14 protein-coding genes are annotated in these 22,289 nt (G+C 41.5%); 5 read left to right on the top strand and 9 right to left on the bottom strand.

Annotated elements, in window-relative coordinates:
* Positions 1-2 precede the first annotated feature (2 nt).
* The 4 genes from Q9312_RS10370 (at position 3) to Q9312_RS10385 (ending at position 3,030) form a co-directional block, all read left to right on the top strand.
* Entirely contained in the window at positions 3-254 is a 252-nt protein-coding gene (locus tag Q9312_RS10370) for a hypothetical protein (protein WP_309200770.1), read from the top strand.
* A 142-nt stretch (positions 255-396) separates the two neighbouring features.
* The gene (locus Q9312_RS10375; RefSeq protein ID WP_309200771.1) at positions 397-1,071 is read left to right on the top strand and encodes a hypothetical protein; all 675 of its coding nucleotides are present in this window, start codon (positions 397-399) and stop codon (positions 1,069-1,071) included.
* Positions 1,068-1,961 carry an ImmA/IrrE family metallo-endopeptidase gene (locus tag Q9312_RS10380; RefSeq protein WP_309200772.1) on the top strand — a complete coding sequence of 298 codons (894 nt, stop codon included), beginning with the start codon at positions 1,068-1,070 and terminating at the stop codon, positions 1,959-1,961. Before Q9312_RS10375 ends, Q9312_RS10380 begins: the two co-directional genes overlap by 4 nt.
* Positions 1,951-3,030 carry a beta family protein gene (locus tag Q9312_RS10385; RefSeq protein WP_309200773.1) on the top strand — a complete coding sequence of 360 codons (1,080 nt, stop codon included), beginning with the start codon at positions 1,951-1,953 and terminating at the stop codon, positions 3,028-3,030. The genes Q9312_RS10380 and Q9312_RS10385 overlap by 11 nt, the downstream gene beginning before the upstream one ends.
* Here the strand turns inward: Q9312_RS10385 and Q9312_RS10390 are convergent.
* Entirely contained in the window at positions 3,010-3,570 is a 561-nt protein-coding gene (locus Q9312_RS10390; RefSeq protein WP_309200774.1) for a sce7726 family protein, read from the bottom strand. The two genes, Q9312_RS10385 and Q9312_RS10390, sit on opposite strands and share 21 nt — an antisense overlap.
* A gap of 278 nt (positions 3,571-3,848) precedes the next feature.
* Positions 3,849-5,078 carry a tyrosine-type recombinase/integrase gene (locus Q9312_RS10395; RefSeq protein ID WP_309200775.1) on the bottom strand — a complete coding sequence of 410 codons (1,230 nt, stop codon included), beginning with the start codon at positions 5,076-5,078 and terminating at the stop codon, positions 3,849-3,851.
* Positions 5,079-5,665: 587 nt separating this feature from the next.
* On the opposite strand from Q9312_RS10395, the gene Q9312_RS10400 reads away from it, so the two are divergent.
* Positions 5,666-7,543 (top strand): DNA phosphorothioation-associated putative methyltransferase, encoded by a 1,878-nt coding sequence (locus tag Q9312_RS10400; protein WP_309200776.1) that lies wholly within the window; start codon positions 5,666-5,668, stop codon positions 7,541-7,543.
* A 1-nt stretch (position 7,544) separates the two neighbouring features.
* On the opposite strand, the gene Q9312_RS10405 is transcribed toward Q9312_RS10400, so the two are convergent.
* The 7 genes from Q9312_RS10405 to Q9312_RS10435 are packed head-to-tail and all read right to left on the bottom strand — an operon-like array spanning position 7,545 to position 21,706.
* Positions 7,545-12,860, bottom strand: a complete 5,316-nt coding sequence (locus tag Q9312_RS10405) for an FtsK/SpoIIIE domain-containing protein (RefSeq protein WP_309200777.1) — start codon at positions 12,858-12,860, stop codon at positions 7,545-7,547.
* On the bottom strand, positions 12,857-14,386 hold the full coding sequence (locus tag Q9312_RS10410) for a hypothetical protein (protein ID WP_309200778.1): 1,530 nt from the start codon (positions 14,384-14,386) through the stop codon (positions 12,857-12,859). The genes Q9312_RS10405 and Q9312_RS10410 overlap by 4 nt, the downstream gene beginning before the upstream one ends.
* Positions 14,383-16,218, bottom strand: coding sequence for a hypothetical protein (locus Q9312_RS10415; RefSeq protein ID WP_309200779.1), 1,836 nt, complete (start codon positions 16,216-16,218; stop codon positions 14,383-14,385). The genes Q9312_RS10410 and Q9312_RS10415 overlap by 4 nt, the downstream gene beginning before the upstream one ends.
* 29 nt (positions 16,219-16,247) lie before the next feature.
* Complete coding sequence (locus Q9312_RS10420; protein ID WP_309200780.1) at positions 16,248-17,117, bottom strand: phosphoadenosine phosphosulfate reductase domain-containing protein; 870 nt, start codon at positions 17,115-17,117, stop codon at positions 16,248-16,250.
* Positions 17,110-20,592: a hypothetical protein gene (locus Q9312_RS10425; RefSeq protein WP_309200781.1), complete on the bottom strand. Its 3,483-nt coding sequence runs from the start codon at positions 20,590-20,592 to the stop codon at positions 17,110-17,112. Before Q9312_RS10425 ends, Q9312_RS10420 begins: the two co-directional genes overlap by 8 nt.
* A complete protein-coding gene (locus Q9312_RS10430; protein WP_309200782.1) occupies positions 20,589-21,515 on the bottom strand; it encodes a DUF4007 family protein in 927 nt (308 codons plus the stop codon). The genes Q9312_RS10425 and Q9312_RS10430 overlap by 4 nt, the downstream gene beginning before the upstream one ends.
* Positions 21,512-21,706 carry a hypothetical protein gene (locus Q9312_RS10435; protein WP_309200783.1) on the bottom strand — a complete coding sequence of 65 codons (195 nt, stop codon included), beginning with the start codon at positions 21,704-21,706 and terminating at the stop codon, positions 21,512-21,514. The genes Q9312_RS10430 and Q9312_RS10435 overlap by 4 nt, the downstream gene beginning before the upstream one ends.
* Positions 21,707-22,289: the final 583 nt, after the last annotated feature.

The following is a 22,289-nucleotide window of genomic DNA, read 5'->3' on the forward strand; positions in this document are numbered from 1 at the left end:
CCATGAAACCAAGTGAAAGAGTCGGCGACATGGATGTAGCCGCCTGGCGTGCTTACAGAGAGCAACTGGAGATGGAGCGTTCACTCAATGATGAGGCTGAACAAATCAGCAGAATACTCAATTCAGATAACGACAGCAGGAAAAGTAAGGCGGGCGATCTAGCCCGCTATTTTGATGTCGAAAATCGCACGAATGCGGATTCCGGCACAATACCGCCAGAGATAGAGGATTTATCAAAGCTATTTGATAACTGAAAACGCATTCGTGCGGTTTTCGGCTCTATCGAACGAGGTGGATTCTCGATTTTATGCGTTTTTCGACATTTAGTGTAGAATTATGATCACCGCACACTTCACTTTAGTTCCCAGCTTATGGAGGAAAAGGGTAATCGTGACTTTGGATGACGTAAAACAATTAATAAAAGACGGGCGAATCAAATCGGATACGGCGGTCATAGATGAAGGGGCTTTGACGCTTACCAAAGGAGGCACAAGCCCCTACAAGGTATATCATGGCTGGGATATAGCCTCATCCCTTGAGTGTGATGAACGGTGGGGGCGTTCGAATCTCGAACTTTTTGAATATATAGAACAGCAAAATTTCGATGATAGTAAATTAGAAGAAGTTTTAGCTAGCGTTCAAACGGAAGACCACCATTGGAATTGGTTTAAAAAATCAGTTGGCACTACTGGAGATGAATATGAGTGGTTCTACTTATATGCTGGTAGCGAGCCTCAAGCGGCGTGCTTGATTTATCATCCCAAGGACAGTGCTCTAGGGAATTCAAATATATTTTATGTAGAATTTTTAGCAGTAGCCCCTTGGAACAGAAGTTGTTTAGTGAGGGAACGAAAATATTTGGGAGTAGGGTCGGCTCTTCTTAAAACAGCACTTAGCTTCTCCGTTAATAAACTAGGCCTCTCACCAGGTTTTTCTTTGCACTCTTTACCCCAAGCGAGCGGTTATTATTCAAAATTAAAAATGGTGAATATCGAGAACAGAAACAAGGACACATTGCTGTATTTTGAGCTACCTCAGCTTGAAGCCAACAAATTATTGGGGGTTGCATGAGTAACAAGAATGAAAATGACACCCTTAACGATTGGCGTGATTTTTCAGTTATTGGGGATACCTCAGTCTCTACGGCAGCCGACCTTTATAAAAGCTATAAGGTATATAAAGAGCGTTTCAAATCTCTTCCCAAATCAGAATTGGTAAAACGCGGATGGATATCTTCTAAAGAGGATACATCGTCTTTGGTCAGTTACTTCCGAGATATACATGCGGAACAAGGCTCAGCCTTATATAGGAAGGCCAACACTGCCAATACCTCGTTAATTTCACTGTGGCTATCGAAAGTTAAATCCCAGGCTGAAATGGAAATCATATTGAGACCCGTTCCTCGATTTGAAGGTATAAGCAGAGAAAAACTACGAGAAATAGCCCAATTAAGCGTTGATGTAAATGTCTTAACCGAGTTACCTCGCATACTTTCCGAAATCGGTATCGTTCTTGTTTATATCCGCGCTTTGCCTTCTATGAAGCTAGATGGCGCTGTCTTTAAAGTTGCTTCTGAAAAACCTGTAATTGGATTAAGCCTTAGGTATTCACGCCTTGATTATTTTTGGTTTACATTACTACACGAGCTTTCGCACCTCCATTTACATATGGATATTTTAGATACTCCTATTCTTGAAGATTTTGACTTGGAATCCAATAGTGAAATCGAAGTCTCTGCCAACAGATTGGCCAAGAGTACTTTTGTAGAGCGTAGAGTATGGCGAAATTGCGAACCGAAATACAACAAAAGTTTTGATGCAATAGATAAGTTTGCAGATCAGATCGGCATACATAGAAGCATTATTGCTGGGATGTTGCGAAAAGAATTTGGAAACTATGCTTCTTATAGCAAGATTGTAAATGAATATGATGTCAGGGAGATTATCTTTAATGGAAGTTGAATATGTGCCATTTCTAAAGAGTAAACAAAACGAAATCCATGCTCTTGCTGAACTGGATAAAGATATATTGATCAAGATAGCTCCTTTTTTTGATTACCCCAAAAAGCAGGGAGGAGATTCGGCTCTAGATATTGGTGCTGCCATTGCTCGACTTGCAAAGAAGTTTAAGAAGCACCTTGGCGGCATCAAGGAGTTTTATTTTGATATATATGATCTTGATGATAGTTTAGAAATTGACGGTAGACATTTGTATGGATTCCTTCTGGAACAATTCACAGGATTACCTCTCGTACCGGTAGTCTCCATTGATCGAAGTAACGAACATCAGGAAAGTGTAATTCAATCGAAAGGTTTGAAACATGTATCTTCGAGCACGGTGGCTTTTCGAGTTACACCAGAAGATTTTCAGAGTTTTGGGGTCGTTAGTGAAGATATCAAGGATATGCTCAGACCAGTTTTTTCCGTTTTTGAATCAGTTGACCTAATTTTCGATTGTAGAATCTGCTCTAATTTAGATGCTGAAACAATATCTAAGCAAATAGACGATTTCACGAGAAATTTTACTTCTTCTTACCAGGTTCGAAAAGTTGTGATTGCTGGCTCATCCATTCCCGCTTCTGCCGCAGAAATTCTTTCATCAAATAGCGAAGAGTATGTCGATCGTATTGAAATTGATATTTATGGTAACGCTAGAAGCTTGGGTGCCGTAGATTATGTGTTCGGTGACTACACTACTATTAGCCCCGATTACTCTGATGCTGATATTCCTGGGGAACAGATGCAGGGGCGAATTACAGCTAAATTTATTTATTCTTTCGATGGACAGCACTATTTTATTAGAGGAGGCTCTTTGAAGACGAAAGGCCGAGACCAATACTACGATTTAGCGGCCGTACTTTGTTCCAAAGAGTTTTTTCGAGGACCAAAATATTCTCCTGGTGATGCTTATTTTTATGAAAAAAGTCGTAGAGAGGGGGATCAGTGCTGGGTAAATACTGTAATTCGGCCAGCAATTAATGCACATATAACATATGCAGTTAAAGATCTATTAACAGACAATCTTCTCTAGTTCTCTGCTCACCAATAAGTCACAGATGCTATTGCTTAGCTCAATTTTTTTCTTATTACTCGAAATCAGTTGAGCTAAAAAGTCTCTGGGTTTTCTTTTGTGTTTTTGTTCATCGAGAATTGAGAGCATCTCGCTTTTCCAGAGAGTTAATAAAGCCAATTCCTTACAAAACTCAGGGTTTGTCTTTGCTCCACGAACATGCCTAAGTCTTAGATTGTTTGCACCATCATCGACTGCAACCATAATTCCCCAGAAGATCGGGCAAATAGAAAGTGCTTTCTCTAAGTGGTTTTCAGTTGTTACAAGAGTAATTTTTCTAAAAGAAGAATTGTAGTACCTGCCTTGTGTAAGTACGCGCTCTACTTTGTCTCCACTTCCCTTTATTTCGTAGCAATGAGCCTCTGTGTAAAGTGCAACCACATCAGCTATGGCATTACCATTACATACTTGCAACTCTTCAATAATTGCCTTTGGCTTGGAGGATTGGCCTTGTAATTTTATTTTTAGAGCGGCTCTAATTTCTTGATCGTTTAGTTTCATGCCTCCCCCTTTTCATAATAGTGATATACATAATTCAGTACTGATTATACGTGATCCATCCTGATTTATCGATGTTGCAATTCTGAAAATGCCTCGACTAACCCCGCTCATGCGGTTTTCGGCACCTTCCTGCTCATTTGAAAGCATGCAGCAGATATGCGCGGGCAGAGGAATTGGCCCGTCTTCAACCACGACATAATTGTAACGGCTTCGCTCAGCGGGCAAAGCGGCATCATATTTAGCTTGAGTTACCAAAAAACGTGGAACATACATTTCCATTATTTCCTTGCTGCGCGTTTAATATCCACAATATTCGAATTTTTCATTCTCTGGAATAGGAAGTTTTGAATTTTCTCAGCTGACTGGCGTAATGTCTCAGCAGTTAATATAGTGTAGCCCGCCGTCACATCATCCCGTCCGGTGGAGTGATTCATCAACCGCTTGAGCTTATATGTACCAACGTCTAGGTGCTCTGCAGTGGTTGCGAATGTGCGTCTCAAATCATGGAAATCACAATGGGTCTCAGAGAGGATTTTGACCTTAGCGACTACCTTCTTCGGCTCCCTAACCTGACCATATTCGTTTTCCGCAGCAAAAACGTATTCCGATTGAATGCCCCCTTTCTGCTGTCTAAATAACCCATCGATTTGCTGAGTTATAGGTAGCTCTAAAGGTAGGTCGTTTTTTGTGTCATAAACAGTGAAAATGGCTGCCCGTAGGTTTACATCAGCCCATTTCAGGCCAAATATTTCCCCTCGACGAAGCCCTGTTAAGAGAGCAAACAACATAGCATCGCAGATGGATTTACCTGTTGGCGTTTCTTCCGCTCTTACTTCCAGCAGTTTCTTGTAGAATTCCGGTAGCTCACTGGGCCGTAGATGTGTTTGCCTGCGTCTGACGTTATTCCACTGCTTGCGGTGAGACAATATCTCCACCGGATTTTCAGGAAAAATCGAGGAGCCATCTTGATGGCAGTATTCATACTTGGCGAAATTAAATATGGCGCGCAGTACTCGCATCGTCAGATCAGCCTGTGCTTTGGAAGAAATACCTGCGTGAATTTCAACAATGGCCTTGCGATCTATTAGCTTTAACGATTTATCAGCATATTTTCTCAAGTGGTTTCTAATCACCCCATCGTAGCCTCTCAATGTAGTCACCCTCAGCTTTCGAGAACGCTTATAGGCTTTATACACCTCTGACAGCGTAACGGCAGACATCGCTTCAACGCGCCGCTGCTCATTTGGGTTCACTCCATCGCACAAATCAGCCAGTTGTTTCAACGCCATTGTCCTGGCTCGCACTGGCGACATACCTGGATGCTTACCCAGAGTGATCCGCACTGGACGCCCCCCGGATACCCGCTTGTAAACCGAGAAGCTTTTCGCTCCGGTTGACGCGACTCGTAAACGTAGCTCAGGAAGTTTTAGATCCCGGTACTCAACTCGGGTCTCAGGCAGCGGCAGGTCATCTATCGCCTGCTTGGTGAAGTTAAATTGTCGTTCCACATACTCTCCGGGGTTACACTGGGGTTACATCACAATAAGATTTAATATTACTTAGAGTTATCTATATGTATATAAATATCTTTAGAAACAACAAGTTAGTTATATATTGTGATGTTGTGTGATACCGGATTATATAAATAAAAGAGACTCATAATCGGCAGGTCCCCAGTTCAAGTCTGGGAGGGCCCACCATTTTTACACTTTCACTGTGATCCCTACTGTTATTGTGACTATTAGATGGCCGAATCTGCCAATATATGGTTCCATAGGTTAGCAAATGTAGCCGCAACCTAATCCCCCTAGCGTGATACGAACTTCCGAACTCGACTTTAGTGGATAACCTAGCTAACACTAGGATCAGTCGCTATTTGACAACTGATACCTATCTAGACCATGATTTCGGGATGAAAAGTCCAGAATTCGAAAAACGAAAAGCCAAGAAACGCGCAAAAAGAAAGCGCGAGGAGCAGCTTTGAATTGTTCTAAATTTTGACTGCGATTTTAAAATATTAATCGTCCATAAAATGTTTAATTGAAGAGCTTCTTGAACGGATATAAATAAGAACTTTATTTTGGGAGGATTCAAGTTGGATTTTGACTCATACAAAGCACTTATTATGAGAGTTAAAACTGGAAAACAACTACCAGACTCCGTATATATCCACATTAGCGCAATTAACACAATACCTGAAAATATAGTTAAAGTAATCGAAAGAATCACAAACGCGCTAAAGATTCCTTCAGCAGACTGGAATATTTTGAAGCTCTACAAGCGTGACTTTAAAGTTGCATTTTTACACTATCCAGATTTCGAAACGCATGGTTACCCTGCATTAAGACATAGCTTCACTGTCGACTTGTCAAAGCTATCCGTCAGAAAAGCCTCGTATGAAAAATCTGATAACCCTCCGATTCTTCATCGGAAAGACACCTTTGTTAAATCTGATTTTGAGTTACATTCTTTGTTCAAAGAGATAACCGCTGAAGGAGAAGAGATAGGATTGTATGAAAGTCCCAGATCCATAGGCTTCAAAAAGAACTGGGAGCGGCTTATATCTAATAAAGGGTACTACCTTGATGAAGCTGGACGGCTTCATCCTAAAGCGAACCGCGATAAGAATAAAATTGTAGTAAGCATTACAAATGAAGTTGAGATTGAGAGGCATAAAACAGCCATAGACCGCAACCAACTATCTCAACCAATGCAGATATTGGCTAAACACAATTATTTTAATGGCGACTATTCAGTTTTAGATTACGGTTGTGGCAAAGGTGATGATATGCGTGAGCTGGAAGCTCACGGTATTGATATATCAGGATGGGACCCGGTGCATTGCCTTGATGGGGACTTATTGAATGCCGACATCGTAAATCTTGGGTTTGTCATCAATGTCATTGAAGATAAGGATGAGCGCCTAGAAACACTAAAACGGGCTTGGGAATACGCTGATAAGCTCCTGATAGTTTCAGTTATGATTGCAGGAGAATCGTTAATCCGGCAATTCACTCCTTACAAAGATGGCGTAATAACCAGCAGAAATACTTTTCAACGTTACTTCACCCAGTCAGAATTCAGGTCTTATATTGAATCATCACTAGATGAGTCTGCTATCGCTGTCGGGCAAGGCATATTCATTGTTTTCAAAGATAAAATTGAAGAACAAAACTTCCTATTAGAAAGACAACACGTACGGCGTGACTGGCAACAAAAAACACAAAGACAAATTCAATCTCGCCAACCCTCAATCAGAAAAGATCTTATTGATAAGCATCTTGCTCTGTTCACGGACTTTTGGGAAACATCACTAGAGCTTGGGCGCATTCCCGCAAACAATGAATTTGAGTTTTCAGACCAGATTCGTCGGGTAGCAGGATCTCACATCAAGGCGCATAAGGCGCTTATTGAACATTTTGGCAATGACCTCTTTGAAGAAGCTCAAAGCAAACGTAAAGACGATCTACTGGTCTATTTCGCGCTGGGCTTATTCGGAAAGAGAAAGCCTCAGACAAAAATGCCAGATGGGCTGAAGCGTGACATTAAAACCTTCTACAACAGCTACAATGATGCCATTGAGCAAGCCAGGGAAGTGTTGTTTTCTATGGGAAACTCTGACCTAATCGAAGAGTCGTGCAACAAGGCATTTGACCTTCTGAAAAGTGGATACTTAGAAGACGGCCATAGCTACACTTTCCATACTCGCCACTTGGGCGACTTACCGCCAGAGCTCAGAATTTATATTGGTTGTGCCACGCAGCTCTATGGAGACTTGGATAATTTTCATCTTGTTAAGGCGCACATGACTTCAGGCAAAGTTAGCCTAATGCGCTATGACGATTGGAATAAAGATACACCGCTGTTGGTCGAGCGCATCAAAATCAAAATGAGGGAGCAAGATGTTGATTTCTTTGATTACAGTGGAAAGTTTACCCCTCCACCGCTCGAAAATAAGAAACTATTTATCTAGCCTAGTTAATCCAAGCCAATCGAACTTTTTCTGCAAGATCAAATATTTCATCTTCATGAATGAAAGGAACCTGAGCCAGAATTATTTTGCCTTCGCCGGATAATTTCGCAGCGAGATGTCCTCGACCTAACAGGCGCTCAGCCCCCGGCTCATCGAGAACCAAAATAGAGTTTCGTTTATCAGCAACTTTTAAAACCAACCTGTTGGTCAGATTGGCTCTTAGCTGCATCGGAAGAGCGTCTTTATCAGGTCTTTGGGTTACAAGAATCAAATTAATTCCAGCCGCTCTTGCTTTGACCCCCAAGCGATTAGCATTCAATTCTACTGCATCACGATAGTCACTTATCATCATCCAGTCGGCCAGTTCATCATGAAATAGCCAGATGCGTGGCAGGCGTTCTTCTGGAGGAACTTTTTTATTAAATTGATCTAACTTAGTAACTCCCGCTTCGGCTAGTAAATGGTTTCTTCTTTCCATTTCGGCCACTAGTTCTTCAAGTGCAGTAACCGCCTGATCACGATCAGTAATTAGCTCGCCATCTAAATGAGGCATATTTCTAAGCCAAGGAAAATCAATACCGGCTTTCGGGTCTATCATACGAATTCTCGCGTTCTCTGGTGAATTCGTGGCGCAAATATCAAGAAGCAAAGACTGAACGAGGACGCCTTTACCACTTCCAGTTTCACCAGCAATAAGCGTATGAGGGCCGTGATGTTGAAATCCACCAAAATCATTTCCCACATTAAGATAAAGAATTTGTCCGTCAGACTCACATGCACCCAAGAGTAAACTCATATTGCTGAATGGAGCGGACTCTGGAAGTTCTCGCTGTTTCCATAGATCCTTCAATCCAAGAATTGTACGACGTGGGCGCTTGACCATGATGATGACTTCCATCGGTGCGGCCAGCACATTGATTACATCAATAGCGTGTGAGGTTAGAAGCTCCTGCCGTTTCTTTTCGACTTTAGGAACGGTTAAATCATCAGACCCTCTTAAACGTACAAGAGCAGCATTCGGTGTTAGCCTTGCATCAACAAACTCTGCGGTCATGTCATAACCGCGTAATGCTTTTTGAAGCTGACTAACAGTGTGTTTCAGCCATTGTTGCGACTCTGGATCATTTTCATCTAAATCTCGCCCGGAATTAACCCAGTTAGCTACTGCATCAGAAGGCCATTGATGGTTAGAAATGTTGACTTCAGTAGATTCTTCAGGAGTTTCGGGGTCACCCTGGGCGCTGGTAGTGGTTGTATTATTGCCTAAATCCTCACTAACTTCGGTTTGCCCTGAATTGGACTCTACTACTTCAGGATTAGTATTTGATTTGACATCATCACTTTGGGTTTTTAAATCTGTTTTCTGATTTTCATGCGCCACATTGATTTTGGAAGACAAGTGAACAACAGGATCTTTACTTGAATTTGATTCTCCATTTGTGCCTTGTACTAAAGCACGAAATGCAGCTGCTACTCGCGGTTTATCAAATACTTTTTGTTGGCAATGTTCCATACCTTTCAATGGAACATAGTCACCAGCATCAACGTATTCCAAATCATCATGCACAAACACATGCGAAAATCCGGAAACTCTTATCTGTACGTTATCCTGTCTAACTTCATCAGACCAACGATGAAGATCCCATCCTCCAGTAACATGTGAACTGAATGGCTCCATGCCTTCAAGCATAAAATCACCCAAACGATGTAACCAAATATCTCTGTCTATTCTGTTTCGGTCAGGATCTAAAGCTCGGCTAATACGGGCAACTGTTTCTTCAAGTTGTTTAGCAGACTTCTTAGCATGTGATTTATATCCATTTGATGTGACATACTTAGCTTCTGAAACACACACTAACAAACAGTGTTCGCCATCGATAATTTTCGGCGATATAGCCATTATGTCGGCAATCTGCTCTTCTTTTTGACCAAACCAGGAAGCAAAATCGTCAAGAAAGTACCAGCCAGTAGGAAATTCTGAGTCGCCTAAACTATTTTCTATTTCTCGCATAGACAGGACTATGCCGAGTAATTCATTTGCGTAATGACCATATCTGGCTGCACGCATTACTACCTGACCTGATAATTTGTTCGCACGATTTATTAAGTCATTTAAGACTGTATCAGGATCTGAACCTAGTATATCTGGATCGAGCCGATTTAACCTTTCATTTAGCAATGCACGAAGTAAGCGAGGCTGTGATGTAGTGGAGACAATAATGTTTCGATTAATCGTTCGTTCATGAATATGACGTATAACATGAATATCATTGTTACTAAGTAAACGACGATCTACCAACTCATCAAAATTAACAACCCATTCACCAATTTTATGGGTCTCATCGAATATATTGGCTACTTCCCCATCTCTGAAGTTAACTTCACGAGCTGGTATGACATCACCAGACAACGCATTGTCACCATATAGATAAGAATGAAGAGCGTTGAGATAAAGCTGTCCCGCTCTTGGTTGTGATGGTGCTGCTAAATAAACGGATGTGGATGTGTCAGCAGGCCCTACGGGACGCCTTCTTGACCAGCGTACCGGAGTATTTTCAAGAAAAGTGGGAGATCTATCACCCGGCGCAGGTTTCCATACAAGTTTTGCGTTTCTGGATACTACATCCTGTAAAGCTACGATATCAGTAAGTCTCGCGGTTTCATCCTGATTTTCAACTAGAGCCGCATCCAGAAAGCCAACCCTGAGACGTGACAGGAAGTTTCTGGCTGCTTCACTCGCCATAACCGATCCGGATTCTTCACTTACGGCAACATTTTGTTGTTCATAGATCCTACGCATTTGCTTTGGTCGTGAGTGCGTCAACAATAGATCACACTGTAGTTCGTTTTCTTTTTCTACTTTACTCGATAATTCGGACGCGAGCGCTCCGGGAAGAGCTTTTGACTCAGCGTTATAGAGAACCAGAGAAAAATTACTCCTCTCGTGAGGGAGTAGATTTAAATACTGCTCGCCAACTTTTCCAAATGCTTTGGCGGCAATATCCGGATCTACATCAAGACTAGTATTACCATTATTATCAACACCCGTTACAGGCGATTCACAGAGCGTATAATCAAAAACCGTATCAGCAGATGATAGGAGTATGGATTGCTCATTACAAAATCCAAGACAGACCTCCGGATAGTAATCTTCTGACAGTTCCAGCTGAACCTGACCAAATAGTAAATCTGCGCGTTCAATAGCTGATTCATCTGCTTGCAACACTTGTTTTAACAGGCTACTACATTGATGCGCTTTGACACTGATCTCAGCGAGCCTGAGTGGATGCCAAGGTGTAATAATCGAGGCTGGTGAACCAGCACCTATGTCCGCCACGCCGATTCTAAATAATTCTTTCCACAGCCTTTCACGGGCCATGTCTTTATTAGCTTCTGAAAGTAGCTTATTTAGTAATTCACCAAATGTTTCAGCTTGCGTTACTAGCGATTCCGAGCCAATGCCATCTTCTGATATCCAACTACGTATCGCAGTAGTATATTGCATTCGAAATGTATCAAAGGCTGCGACAATGGAGTCTACTTGCTGCTTTGAAAGCCAAGCATTAAGTGCGTTAATTTCATTTATTATCGTTTCCGCCCGATTGCCACTTTCCCGGTTAGGAGCAACCAGTCTACCATCGTTACTGTTATTGACATCTCTAATAGTATTTATGTCCTCAAGAGAAATTCTTTGCACGTTTCCTTTTGTGCTTACAGTTTGTCTGGTAATGTCAGCGGTCGCGAGCAAACCGGATTCATCATTGTTATTTGCCAGGCTAATTAGATCGTCAGGAAGCGCGGTTGCTATAGCATCTACTGGCATTTCCCAATAAAAAACCAGTTTAGAGGCAATACCATCAGGATCTAGTACAGCTTCGAACTTTAGGGTGCGAGCATCTTTAGAACCTGAAGTGACTTTTGCCAATCCTTCATCGCTAATTTCGGGAAAGTAAAACTGATCAAGTTTCCCAAAGTCCAGTTCGATATTGGGAGCTAATAAGTTAGATAACCCGTGATATCTAAATGCAAAATACCGTGCTACTTTTGGATTCTTTCCTTTCCAAAAACTCTTTTTTTCACTATTTGGGATACTAAGTTTTAAGGTCGGAGCACTAAGTTTGACATCCCGGTTTTTTTCACGTAACCGATGAGTGGTATCTATCAGACCAGTGAGGAAATTCGAATAGGTCTGGGGATTGCGGTATATATATTTTTCCCACGAGCTTGAAAGGTTTTTATCCCGACTTAAATGTTCACGATAGGATTCGTAAAACTCCTGAAGATCATCTGAAGGAATTTTCGGAAATGTAGCAGAAAGAAGATCAATTTCCTCTGCTTGCAAAGGATCATCAAATTCGTCTTCAAAAAACTGTTTCGTTTTATCACCCAGAGGCAAGGCTTGTGTTCGCGTAACACCATCAAATAGATCGGAGATTGAAAGCCAATCTAGAGCAACCAAATTTTGTTGGGTATCAAGCCACTCATCAGGGGTTAAATCAGCTGCGATGAAATCGCTAATAATTTGTTGTTCATCTGGACTAAACCGGTCCTTTATTTCTTCAAAATTCTTTGATAGCTGATCAGAAATTGCTTCCCCTTTTTCGTTTTCATGGACAAGAAGCGGACGGATTCGAGTGTGCAATCTCCTAAATATTTTGTTCCATTCTATTAAATGGTCTCGTTTTGCATCTGAGATACGATCAAAGTAACCAGAGTTGCGGGGCAACTTCAAGCTAGGAAGCGCATTGTCAACGGCTTTTTGTAAAGGAAGTCCCTGATCTAATATCCCGATTGAAATAGATAGGACAAAATCAGCATACGTTTCAATCGTTCTTGCTGCATGTGTTTCATTAGCCGAAATGAGGGCCGTTTTTAAATGTGCTCTTTTACGGTCATTAAGTATTTGGCTTGTAATACCTGATTTTTCAATCCAGGAATCATATTCTGAACGAAGGGTGTCAGTTTCGATTTTGGTAATTTTCTCTACACTCTTATCATTGCGCTGTAACTCCTCTTGTGAAGCTGCAAATAGTACACCTCGTTTCCCGTCAGGTAATTTGCAGTGTCTCCAATGAGTAATAGATTCATTACTTAGTAACTCAGCTGGTAACGTAGAATTACGGTCAAATACCTCAGATACTTTAATTTCAATCAAACTAGCTAATTGTTGATTATTATTAGCTGCTTCAGCAATAGCCGTTACTAGCGAATCCTCCAGTCCAACCATGCAAAATCTAACTGTTCCTTCCGCATCCCTTGAAAGCTGCTCACTTATATAGGACAGGGCAACAGCAGAAATTAAATTATTTCTGTTCATGAGCGTCCCCCAAATGGATTTTCTACATAGGCACAATCATCCGATAGCCTTCGGAGTAATCCGAGTGTTCGTAGCCGTTGCTCTAACCTCTGGGTATTCTGCATAAAAGCATTTTGATCGGATGGCAGATGGCCAAAAGCTTTTTCTGCTTCCGCTACACCCACGATAAGTCGGAATCTCTCATATAGTTTGGACAGAAAACGGTGATACTCCTCGCGGCCATCAGTTACAATGCACATAACTAATGCCTTCAACAGTAAGTCGTCAGGAGAATACCAGGTGCCAGCTCCGCGTCGTGATACGGACAATCCGATCTGTCTTGACCACTCAGAATGAACTTTTGCTACATGTTGCTGATGTCTCTTGTCAGCATAAGATCGAAGAGAGTTGAATATCGTCTCAGGGTCCCCAGAAGGAGCTCCATCATCAGGATTCCAAAAAAAACGTTCAGTTAAGAAGAGCCTCGCTGCTTCCGGAGGAGATACAGCAGAGTGAACGCTAAACCATTCAGGAGCGTTTAGAGCCGATTCAGCGTAAGCCCTAACCGCTCGTGATGATAGAACCCTGTTAGCTGAAAAATTTTCTTTGGATAGCTCGAATATCGACGTCCTTTTAGGCGATGCGATTTCAAGTACGATTTTAGGTTCCGAATCACTACCAATCTCTTCATTTGAACGGCGGAGCATATAAAGGAGCATGTGCAATGATGATAGTCTCATCAAAGGATCTAACAACGCTTCACCAGGGACATCTAAATCAAGTAATTGTAACCAGGTACTAGCCAGCTCGCTATATTCTGGTCTTGTTTCAAAAGGAAGATAACCAATACGGTTGGTTACGGAATTCGAAGATCTATCATAATCCGGTGGCAATAGAGCATTAATGACATTGTTCCATGATTTATCATCACTGAGTAATATGCTCGATATCTTATTTGAAATCTCCGGACCCGATCCACTACGGTTCAGCATTAAATATAGTAATTCGCCTCCACGCGCAAAGAACCTCCTATCTGGACTTCCGTTTATATTTGTTGGCAAGTCTGCATAAAGACAATTCGATCCATAAGGAAAAATAAACTTCGAACTCCAGCGACGCTGGCGATGAGGTTCCACTGAAGTGGTTTGATAAAACTCAACTATGCGTGCAAGCCTGGAAAACGAAACGAACTTCTCTTTAAGAAAACTAAAATCATAATCATCATTGAATTGTTTTAGCCAGGAATTCCACATTTCCGTATCTGAACGGCCAACGCTTTCAATATATTGCAAGTGTGGATTATTAAAGATGAGTTCTCTTAGTGGAATTAATCGTGGAATAGAATATGAAAACTGCTCGTGAGAACCGGTTTGATTATTCTCATTTAATGCGTGACCTGTTGTTTGTCGGGAAACAAAAATGGATAAAAATTCCAGAAGGACTAACCACGGAGTCTGATCGTTATAAAATCTGTGACCCCAGATTGCTTCATCGATCCAAATGTTAACGTCTTTTGTGAATCTGGATGGAGGATCGAGTCTATTCATTGTGCAGATATCCTAATTCTTATGTCCTCTGATTGTGCACGCCCTCTCTCATCAACCGTAATGGCTTCCAGATTAACTTCATCAGCTGAAGCATCCCGACCAAATACGTCATCGAGTCTTTTTATCAGGCGTAATTTAAAATCAAGAAAGTCTTCATGGCATTGCCTTGAGAAACTAGCAGGTAGACTTCCATTTGCCACCCGTACTAAATATTCGAAATGTGTTAGTTGTAGATCCAGGCTGTCAAGATACTCTGAATCTTTATCCGCTGGATCAATGATTCTAATACTGGGTACGGAGTCATCATTAGAAATAGCAAATTTCAGATATGGATCTCTTCTAGACTTATTAACCGGCACGTCATGACAAAGGATGGAGGCAATTCTTCCTCTCCCGTCCCCACCAGATGAAGCTAAATGGAGAACGGTGCTATCATCCATCATCATCCCGCAAAACGTTCTATTGAGTCCTCGAACAAGTATTTCTGACGTTGAAGTTATTTCCGAGTTGTTGCGCAAGCTTTCAGTAAATGCCAGAAAGTCACCGGAGGATCGGTAAACAGTTAAATTCCAGTGGTCTAATCCATGTCCACCGGGTAATGAGAAAAAAAGTCGTTGTCGTTGCCTTGAAAGAGCCTGCATAAACTCATCTGTTTTACTGCGTTCGCCCTCAAGATAATCCGTCAGAAAGTTTTCGTAAGCCCGCGCACCATAATATTGATCACTTGCAACAAAATCTTTGTATTTTCCTGCCCCATCGTACTTTCCATAAATCAGTAAATTGTCAAACTTGTTATCGGTTTCTCGTCCTATCCCAAAAGACTCTAGAACGGTGAAAATCTGGTATTGAAGTCTATGCCTTGGTTTTAGATTTGCTCCAAATACATTGGCGTAGGGATTTGTAAATCTGAATTCGTCGCGGTTAGCTCTATTCTTAGCTGTAGTACATGTAAGTAAAATTCTATTCTGCTTACGGTCTCCTAGAATAATGTTTACACACAGAAGTAAAAGATCTCTGATCGGTAAATGCATCCGATTTGCACTGGCCAGTTTAAGGAGGGCGATAATACGACAACGAAACAATGAATTTCCGTTTGTATTTCTTAGTAGCTGCCTGTTAATTTCAATGGGGCACTTAAGCTCACCATCTTCATTTAATAAATCCTCTCTCTGGCACTGATCCCATAGAGGATGCTCCACAATTTGTTCGATGAGGTCGTCAAAATGTTTTGATGCATCAAGTCTGCTTAAATTGAAGAGATTTACTTGAAGACCTTCACTGGAAGCGATATTTTCAACAAGCATATTTTCAATTGTTTTGAAAATATTGATTGCATTACCACCCATTGCTTCCGCCCAGCCCCGCCAACTCGCAAGCAACTGACCATCATTTGCGGCTATCAGGAAAACTTGTTCAGTATTTTCTCCGGTAAGAGAAGCGGAAACGAGTGGTATCCAGTGAGCCTTCTCATCTTCGGTTAGTTCACTAAGGTCTTTTATGATGACTAGCTGTATGGATGAGTTCTCTAACTCAATTCCAGCAATTTTCTTTCCTTGCTGCCATTCATTTACATCACCGCCAAAGTGTTCCCATACTCTTCGGCAATGGTAAGTTTTTCCATCACCTGCCGTACCCGTTAGTATGATGCTATTGGGTTTGTCTTGCTCAAAGTTTGTAATGACTTCACTGAGTCTTGCAGGCTCGATATGGATAACGGGATCAATACTATGGCGGGCAACTTCAGACTGAATCAATTCGTCATACATATTGTCACTAGCCGGTATTGGCCCATAGTGACGCAGAAAATTTACTAAATCATTCCGATTAGCCACTGACCACACTCTCCACTTTATATTTTTCTCTAGAGGCTACACACTAAACAAGCTTGATCATAAGGATCATCATCCAGCATGTTTTTTAGCGCTTCTTGCCATTTCTCTGAAGAATTTTTATTAGTTACTATGATACCCAACTCTTTTTCTCGCTTCTCAGCGCGCGCCACTAATTCGTCAATAGTACCCTGTGATGACCAAGTGTAACCATGCCCGTTAACTGGAATTTCGCCATCCTTCCAATCGTATTTGGTACGCAGCCGAAGTTCGTATTGTCTAGCCTTCTCAAATAACTCAGGATGATTTCTTTTTAAACCAAGCCACTCATCCTGACGCTGAAAGAAACAGAAATAACAGCCGGAGCGTGAACGCCATTGATAGTATTCAGGAATGCCTACTGAGTCATCAAGAATCTGAAAAATATCATCTCTAACTAGCCCATCTTCGATAAAAGGAAACACAGCTTTAATAGTATCTTTGTGACTGATATAACCCTCACGGTTCTCATCAGCCCTGATTCCTATATAGCTGACAACTAGGTCATTTCCTACAAAGTCTTCAAATGGTTTAATTTTCATAGTTCTTGTACACCAACGCTGTTGAGCCGATGGTAAATAACCGCTATGCATTTTCAACCAATGATCAAAGTCTTTACCACTGCTTAGACGAATGATTTCTTTACCAAGATAAGCTTCAAGCTTATCTAAATAATCATACACTTCTTGCAGCTCAGCACCGGTATCACTGAAGAAATATTCTAATTTTTTGTGAATTTCAGGATATTTATCTTTGATATAAACGGCCAATGCAGCGCTATCCTTTCCACCGGATAACCCTAGCACGTGCCGCGCATTTTCTAGGGAATTAATGGAATCCATTGGAATTCTATTGTTAGCCATTTTTCACCTCTTTAAGTTTGTTTCGCACGTTGGAGGATTGAGGTTTCTTAGAGCTGGAATTTCTTCGCTCCGTAAGAAACTCATCTACAACTTCCGCCAGAGCTGCAAGCTGCAATTCATCCGAATGTTTCTCTAACGCTTCTCTCAGTAATGCTTTACAGTCTTGAATCGCATCTTTTCTTTTTCGATCAATTGCGACAACTTCATCAATAGGTTCACCGCCTTTTTTGAGAGACTTAAGCAGAATGACATCAAATTCACCATCCATGCTTTTGCGCGATCTGTCATAGTGAACCCTTAACGCTTCCAAATCTAGGATTCGTTTTGCGTAGTCACTCAACTTAACATCTACTTCAGAGCGATCCGTATCAGTCCATTTTTTCGTAGGCTTTTGTCCAAGGAACATCAAGACATTCTCAAGCCAGCTATCATCATCGCCCTGACGCTTCGTGAGACGCTTAATGAAAGCTTTTAAGCCATCGACATCTACCGTATGCTGATCTAAACCTTCACAGCGCCCTGTGACCTTCCTGCGAAGTTCCTCAAGTTCATTGTCACTATCCAAATGAAATGCTTCCAGCAGCATTTTGATTTGCTGTTTAAGCATGTTTGGATAGCAATCTTTAAGTTCTTTCAAGCAGCCTTGTAATGATTGAGATAACCCCTCTAAATTAGGATTATCCTTTGCTAGTTCTTTTTCGTAGCCAAGTGCTTTAGGAATATCTTCAAAAATAAGAGTTTCTGGCGACTTAGCAAACTTAAACGCATCTCTTACTTTCTTTGTTTTGTTCGATAAATCAGAAGCCCTGGTTTTCTGTGTATAGTCGGGTAGACCACCAATAAATTGAGCCAATGGTTTAACTAATTGAACAACCGTTTGCTTTGATCCGGTATTGATAATCTTGCAATATTCTTTATAAATCGAAGAGCGTAATCCGGTAATTCTGAAACGCTGAAAAGTGAACTCAAATGGTCGCTTAACAAAACGCTCTAGCATTTCCTGTGTCATCACAGGCTTATATTGTCGGTTCTCGTATAGAGCTAGCTCGTGTTGATACACAATATAGGCGGCAATATACAGAATAGGTAAAACCCCAGCTTTAACCCCATAAGGTGGAGCCATTAATATATTATTGAGTTCTGCCAATGATCTTGGTGACTTTTCTGTTGAATCCAGAAACTGATTGATTTCCTTCCAAACGTGGTAGAAAGGTGATCTTTTATGAGGCTCCTGAAATTCTTTAGTCTCTTTATTGTGAAGACCGGTAGCCGCTAACACTGAACGATATATGGCTTTTTCAGGTGGATATTTATCAATGCCCAGATCTACTGCGTCAGATGGGTTAACCATCATCGCTTCCAGTAGCTTATTCCTCGCCGCATTCGCTTGTGCTGAAGGCCGATCACGGTTAATCAACTCATTGTGTAGTTTTGGCGATTTGCTATAAACCGTTTCCAACACCCAAGATAACAGCTCCTGAAAATCACGCTTGGTGTCTATCTCATATTCGTCTGCTTGGTAATACCAAGCGCATTCCTGTGGCTGCTCCTGTAAGCGTTGCAATAGATTACGTTCAGCTAATTCCGCAGCCGTAAGCCTATCTTCAAATTCTCTTTTGGCAACAGGATCACTATTGAGTTCTTGGCGTTTGTTTTGCACCTGACGCAACGCTAATACTTCAGCAGTCGCTTCACGCAATTGAGAACCGTTAAGACAAAGAGCAACCAAATCTAAATCGGAATAGTGCCGTATAACAGCTTCACTAAACAAAACTTCATCATCCTTTGCCGAAGCAAGGAAGAAAACAATGCGAGGCTCGCTGGATTTCTGTTCAGATAATTTGTATGTCTGAGCATCAACAAATTCAGGCGTAAAATAGCGCAATGCGCCACTGTTAATTGTGTAGCGTCTTGCGACGATAGGCATAAGCGCATTGGCTTTGTTTAACTCATTCGCCAATGAAAACTCGCCTAGATTATTAATCTCTTCTTCTAAAGCTTCTTCAAGATCAAAATCACTGCCTTGCCATACACGATACTCGCCACTGAATCGACGAAAAGTAATAATTGATTTCTCTGAAAGAGCTTTTAAAGAATTGCCAACGGCAGTTTTAGTCCGTCCACATATTTCAAGTAGTGCTTTCGATGGCTTAAATCCGCCCTTAATGCCAATGATATTCAGCAGACCAATAGTTTTAAGCAAATTGAGCTGATCTTCAGGTGCATCCCCAAGGCGCTCAATAGCCGTGACGACTTCGGCCCATCTTCTATGTGTTCTGTAGTCTCCAAGAGCTGCTGGTTGGTTGGTAATAAAGTAATCATAAACATGGTGCGGATAGATAAAGTCTTCCGTTGATTCAAAACGGTCAATCATATCCTGCAATCCGAATTCTTCATGACTTCCCAGATAACTAAACAAAGTCCGTTCGTTCTGCGCAACTTTCTGACAAAGTGCAGGTAACAATATCGCACTGACAGGATGCAATGGATAGCAGTGGGCCATCATATCTGTCATAGCTTTCTTATCTACCACGCCTGGTAAGGCTTCATTTTTCTGTAAAATATCTACGAAGCCTTTGATCGTCGCATTAAGCTGTTTTTTTTCTTTTGGTGCAAAGTTGTAGCTGAACGCAGCACTAACAACACGCAATACCTGTTCAGCAGATTCAAGGAATGGCACATCTTCAAAACGCCCCTGAACTTTAGCCCATTCATTTTTAAGGCTCTCGCCTAAGCCTTTGGCATATTGCTCAAAAGATTGGTGCAGCAATACAAACAAGAACAGGTTGCACTCATAGCCTTTACAGGCATGTTCTGCCAGTGCCTGTAACATATAAATATCATTAGCACCGTAATGCCGAGCTTCAAACTCCAGAAACTTTCCAAGTTCGTCAATAACAATATAAACGCCTTTACAGCCTTTGTTTGCGAGAGCGCTTTGCAGCTCTTTAATAAGGGCAATAACGTCTGAAACAGTAACGGTCTCTACTTGTGATAGCGCCTCTAAATCAGTAACAACATTGGGTTTTCGGCCACTAAAGTTAGAAAAATATTGTGCAGATGCCTTAGCAAGCCCTTGTACAATTTTCTTGCCCATTGGTTCGGGAGAGCCAGTAATTAATACTTTTAAAAAGCCACTACTTTTTGAAATCTCTTTTCGGAAAGCGCCGGTAATTTCTGGTGCTGATTCCTTTAAGTTTTTTAAAGCTGCTTGTGTCGTTGCGGCGTCAGGCGATGAAAGTAAATGCGATAAAAAGACAGAAGCAGAAGATTTGCCTGATCCATAAGGCCCGATAAGCGACCATGCGCGAGGAGCTAGATCACTACTGAATCCCTCTGCAACTCTGCTAAACAGTTTTAAGGCTCTTGATGTAGGAATATAGGCTTTGACTACATCAAGTGAATCAGCATCACGTTCCAGATTAATTGAACGAGTGTAATGAGTATTAATATGTACTTTATGTTTTATACTCATGCAGCGATTTCCTTACTTGGATTTTCATAATGTTCAATAATGAAAGTCATCGCATCCGTTTCTTCTGATAAATAAAGTTGATGCTGGCCGGCAGTATCACGAATGTCAAAGACACCCGGAATGTAGTTCACAAGCCGTTCAAGTTTTGCGACAAGATCACTTTCCGTTAACCTGAAAACTGAACCGATAGCGGGGTAGTTATCTTTACTATACATAAAATCTTCTATCGGAATCGCACGGGTGTTTTTCATTTCAAACATTTCACACACGGCAAAGCCCAAGATGCCTAATGGCAAATCTGGTCGAGCCATAGGACGAGATTGATAGCTTCTCCCTCCGGCACTTTGAGTAACAAGCTTCAATAAAGAGAATGGAGAGTCTAATGCATCCTCTATTGGGGTGCGGGTATTTCCAGTGGATAAAGTGTACATACGCGGAATAAGTCCGGCATCATTTGATAAGGTTGCCAAAGCCGGTTTTTTCCTATTAATAACTTTGTCATTTACAAAATCAGCAAGTGCAGTTCCGAGTTCCTGGCCGGTAAAGTCTGGCTTATGGAAGCGGTTGAAAAACCAGAACCACGATGTTGCCAGCTCTGCATTAGTTGCTAACAACCAATGCAACAACCAGATGGTTGCCTCATCTTCGAGATAAGGATCATAACCATCTTCAGAAGAGAGAATGTTATCTCCGAGATCAGTCGATTTGTTTTCAACCGGATCGATCATGCGACATGCACGAAGCCAATATTTGATGGCAGAAACCATATTCTTACCAACTCCAAGCTCAACAGTCGCTTCATCAGACTCAAAGATGCCGCTATCCTTCGTCATTGCTTGAAAACCTTTGGATAACCAGCCATAACGCAAAGCAAAGGTTTCATGGCGGCCAAACGCCATTCTTTCTGGATTAAATATCATCATTGGAGCTCCCGGTCTTGAGTGCCATGTTCTAGCGGTAAAGACTTCTGAACTTTCTCAGCGAGTAACTCTTCTACTTGAACAAGAAACCAAGTTTTCAGGTTTGTTCCTTCCAATCGAAGAACTGAATGTAACTCTCTTTTTAACTCAGGCTCAATCTCAATGACAATTCGCCCGCTATTTCCAATACTCATAACCACAACCTGCCTATAACTTAATCATCAACACTATGGGACATAGCGCTTGTTATGTCACATAAGTAATGTTATGTAATATACTAGCATATGTGATCTCAACTCCAACAATATAATCGTTTAATGTATGTTATCTACTATTCGCAAATGTTTCTTCAGTTGTAGAGTCCATTTGAGTCGGCACTTGCTCCAAATGTTTCCGCACTGAGCCAATATAAATCGGTAGTAGCGGCGTTGACAAGCCCCCTAGGAAATGGTTAAACATAGATACATGGATTGACAACTATCTTAACGAGAAGCTCACAAACGCGCTGTTCGTAAACGCGAAATCTGGTTACTTATTGTCTGAAGAAAGAGTGTCAGCAATAGAGCTTGGAGAAATGGACTTCTGCTTGAGCGGCATCAGACTCTCTGGTAATCGAAAGCCTGGTGGTAGTTTTGCTCTCTTCTATTTGAGCTTATTCAGCTAGTAAAAACTGGTTTCAACAAGCCTCTAGTTAACTTAAATGAGGCACCACTCCTGGTTAGAAGAGTCTTTAAATTTTACGTCCATTCAAACAGTTTAATGCCCAAAACAGCCCGA

Origin of the sequence: Pleionea litopenaei (assembly GCF_031198435.1) — a bacterium.
Lineage (GTDB): Bacteria > Pseudomonadota > Gammaproteobacteria > Enterobacterales > Kangiellaceae > Pleionea > Pleionea litopenaei.

Excerpts from the sequence above, each read along its gene's own strand:
- Q9312_RS10425 (WP_309200781.1), bottom strand. The coding sequence starts at position 20,592 with ATGAGTATAAAACATAAAGTACATATTAATACTCATTACACTCGTTCA.
- Q9312_RS10380 (WP_309200772.1), top strand. The coding sequence starts at position 1,068 with ATGAGTAACAAGAATGAAAATGACACCCTTAACGATTGGCGTGATTTT.
- Q9312_RS10430 (WP_309200782.1), bottom strand. The coding sequence starts at position 21,515 with ATGATGATATTTAATCCAGAAAGAATGGCGTTTGGCCGCCATGAAACC.
- Q9312_RS10420 (WP_309200780.1), bottom strand. The coding sequence starts at position 17,117 with ATGGCTAACAATAGAATTCCAATGGATTCCATTAATTCCCTAGAAAAT.
- Q9312_RS10410 (WP_309200778.1), bottom strand. The coding sequence starts at position 14,386 with ATGAATAGACTCGATCCTCCATCCAGATTCACAAAAGACGTTAACATT.
- Q9312_RS10370 (WP_309200770.1), top strand. The coding sequence starts at position 3 with ATGAAACCAAGTGAAAGAGTCGGCGACATGGATGTAGCCGCCTGGCGT.
- Q9312_RS10385 (WP_309200773.1), top strand. The coding sequence starts at position 1,951 with ATGGAAGTTGAATATGTGCCATTTCTAAAGAGTAAACAAAACGAAATC.
- Q9312_RS10405 (WP_309200777.1), bottom strand. The coding sequence starts at position 12,860 with ATGAACAGAAATAATTTAATTTCTGCTGTTGCCCTGTCCTATATAAGT.
- Q9312_RS10435 (WP_309200783.1), bottom strand. The coding sequence starts at position 21,706 with ATGAGTATTGGAAATAGCGGGCGAATTGTCATTGAGATTGAGCCTGAG.
- Q9312_RS10390 (WP_309200774.1), bottom strand. The coding sequence starts at position 3,570 with ATGAAACTAAACGATCAAGAAATTAGAGCCGCTCTAAAAATAAAATTA.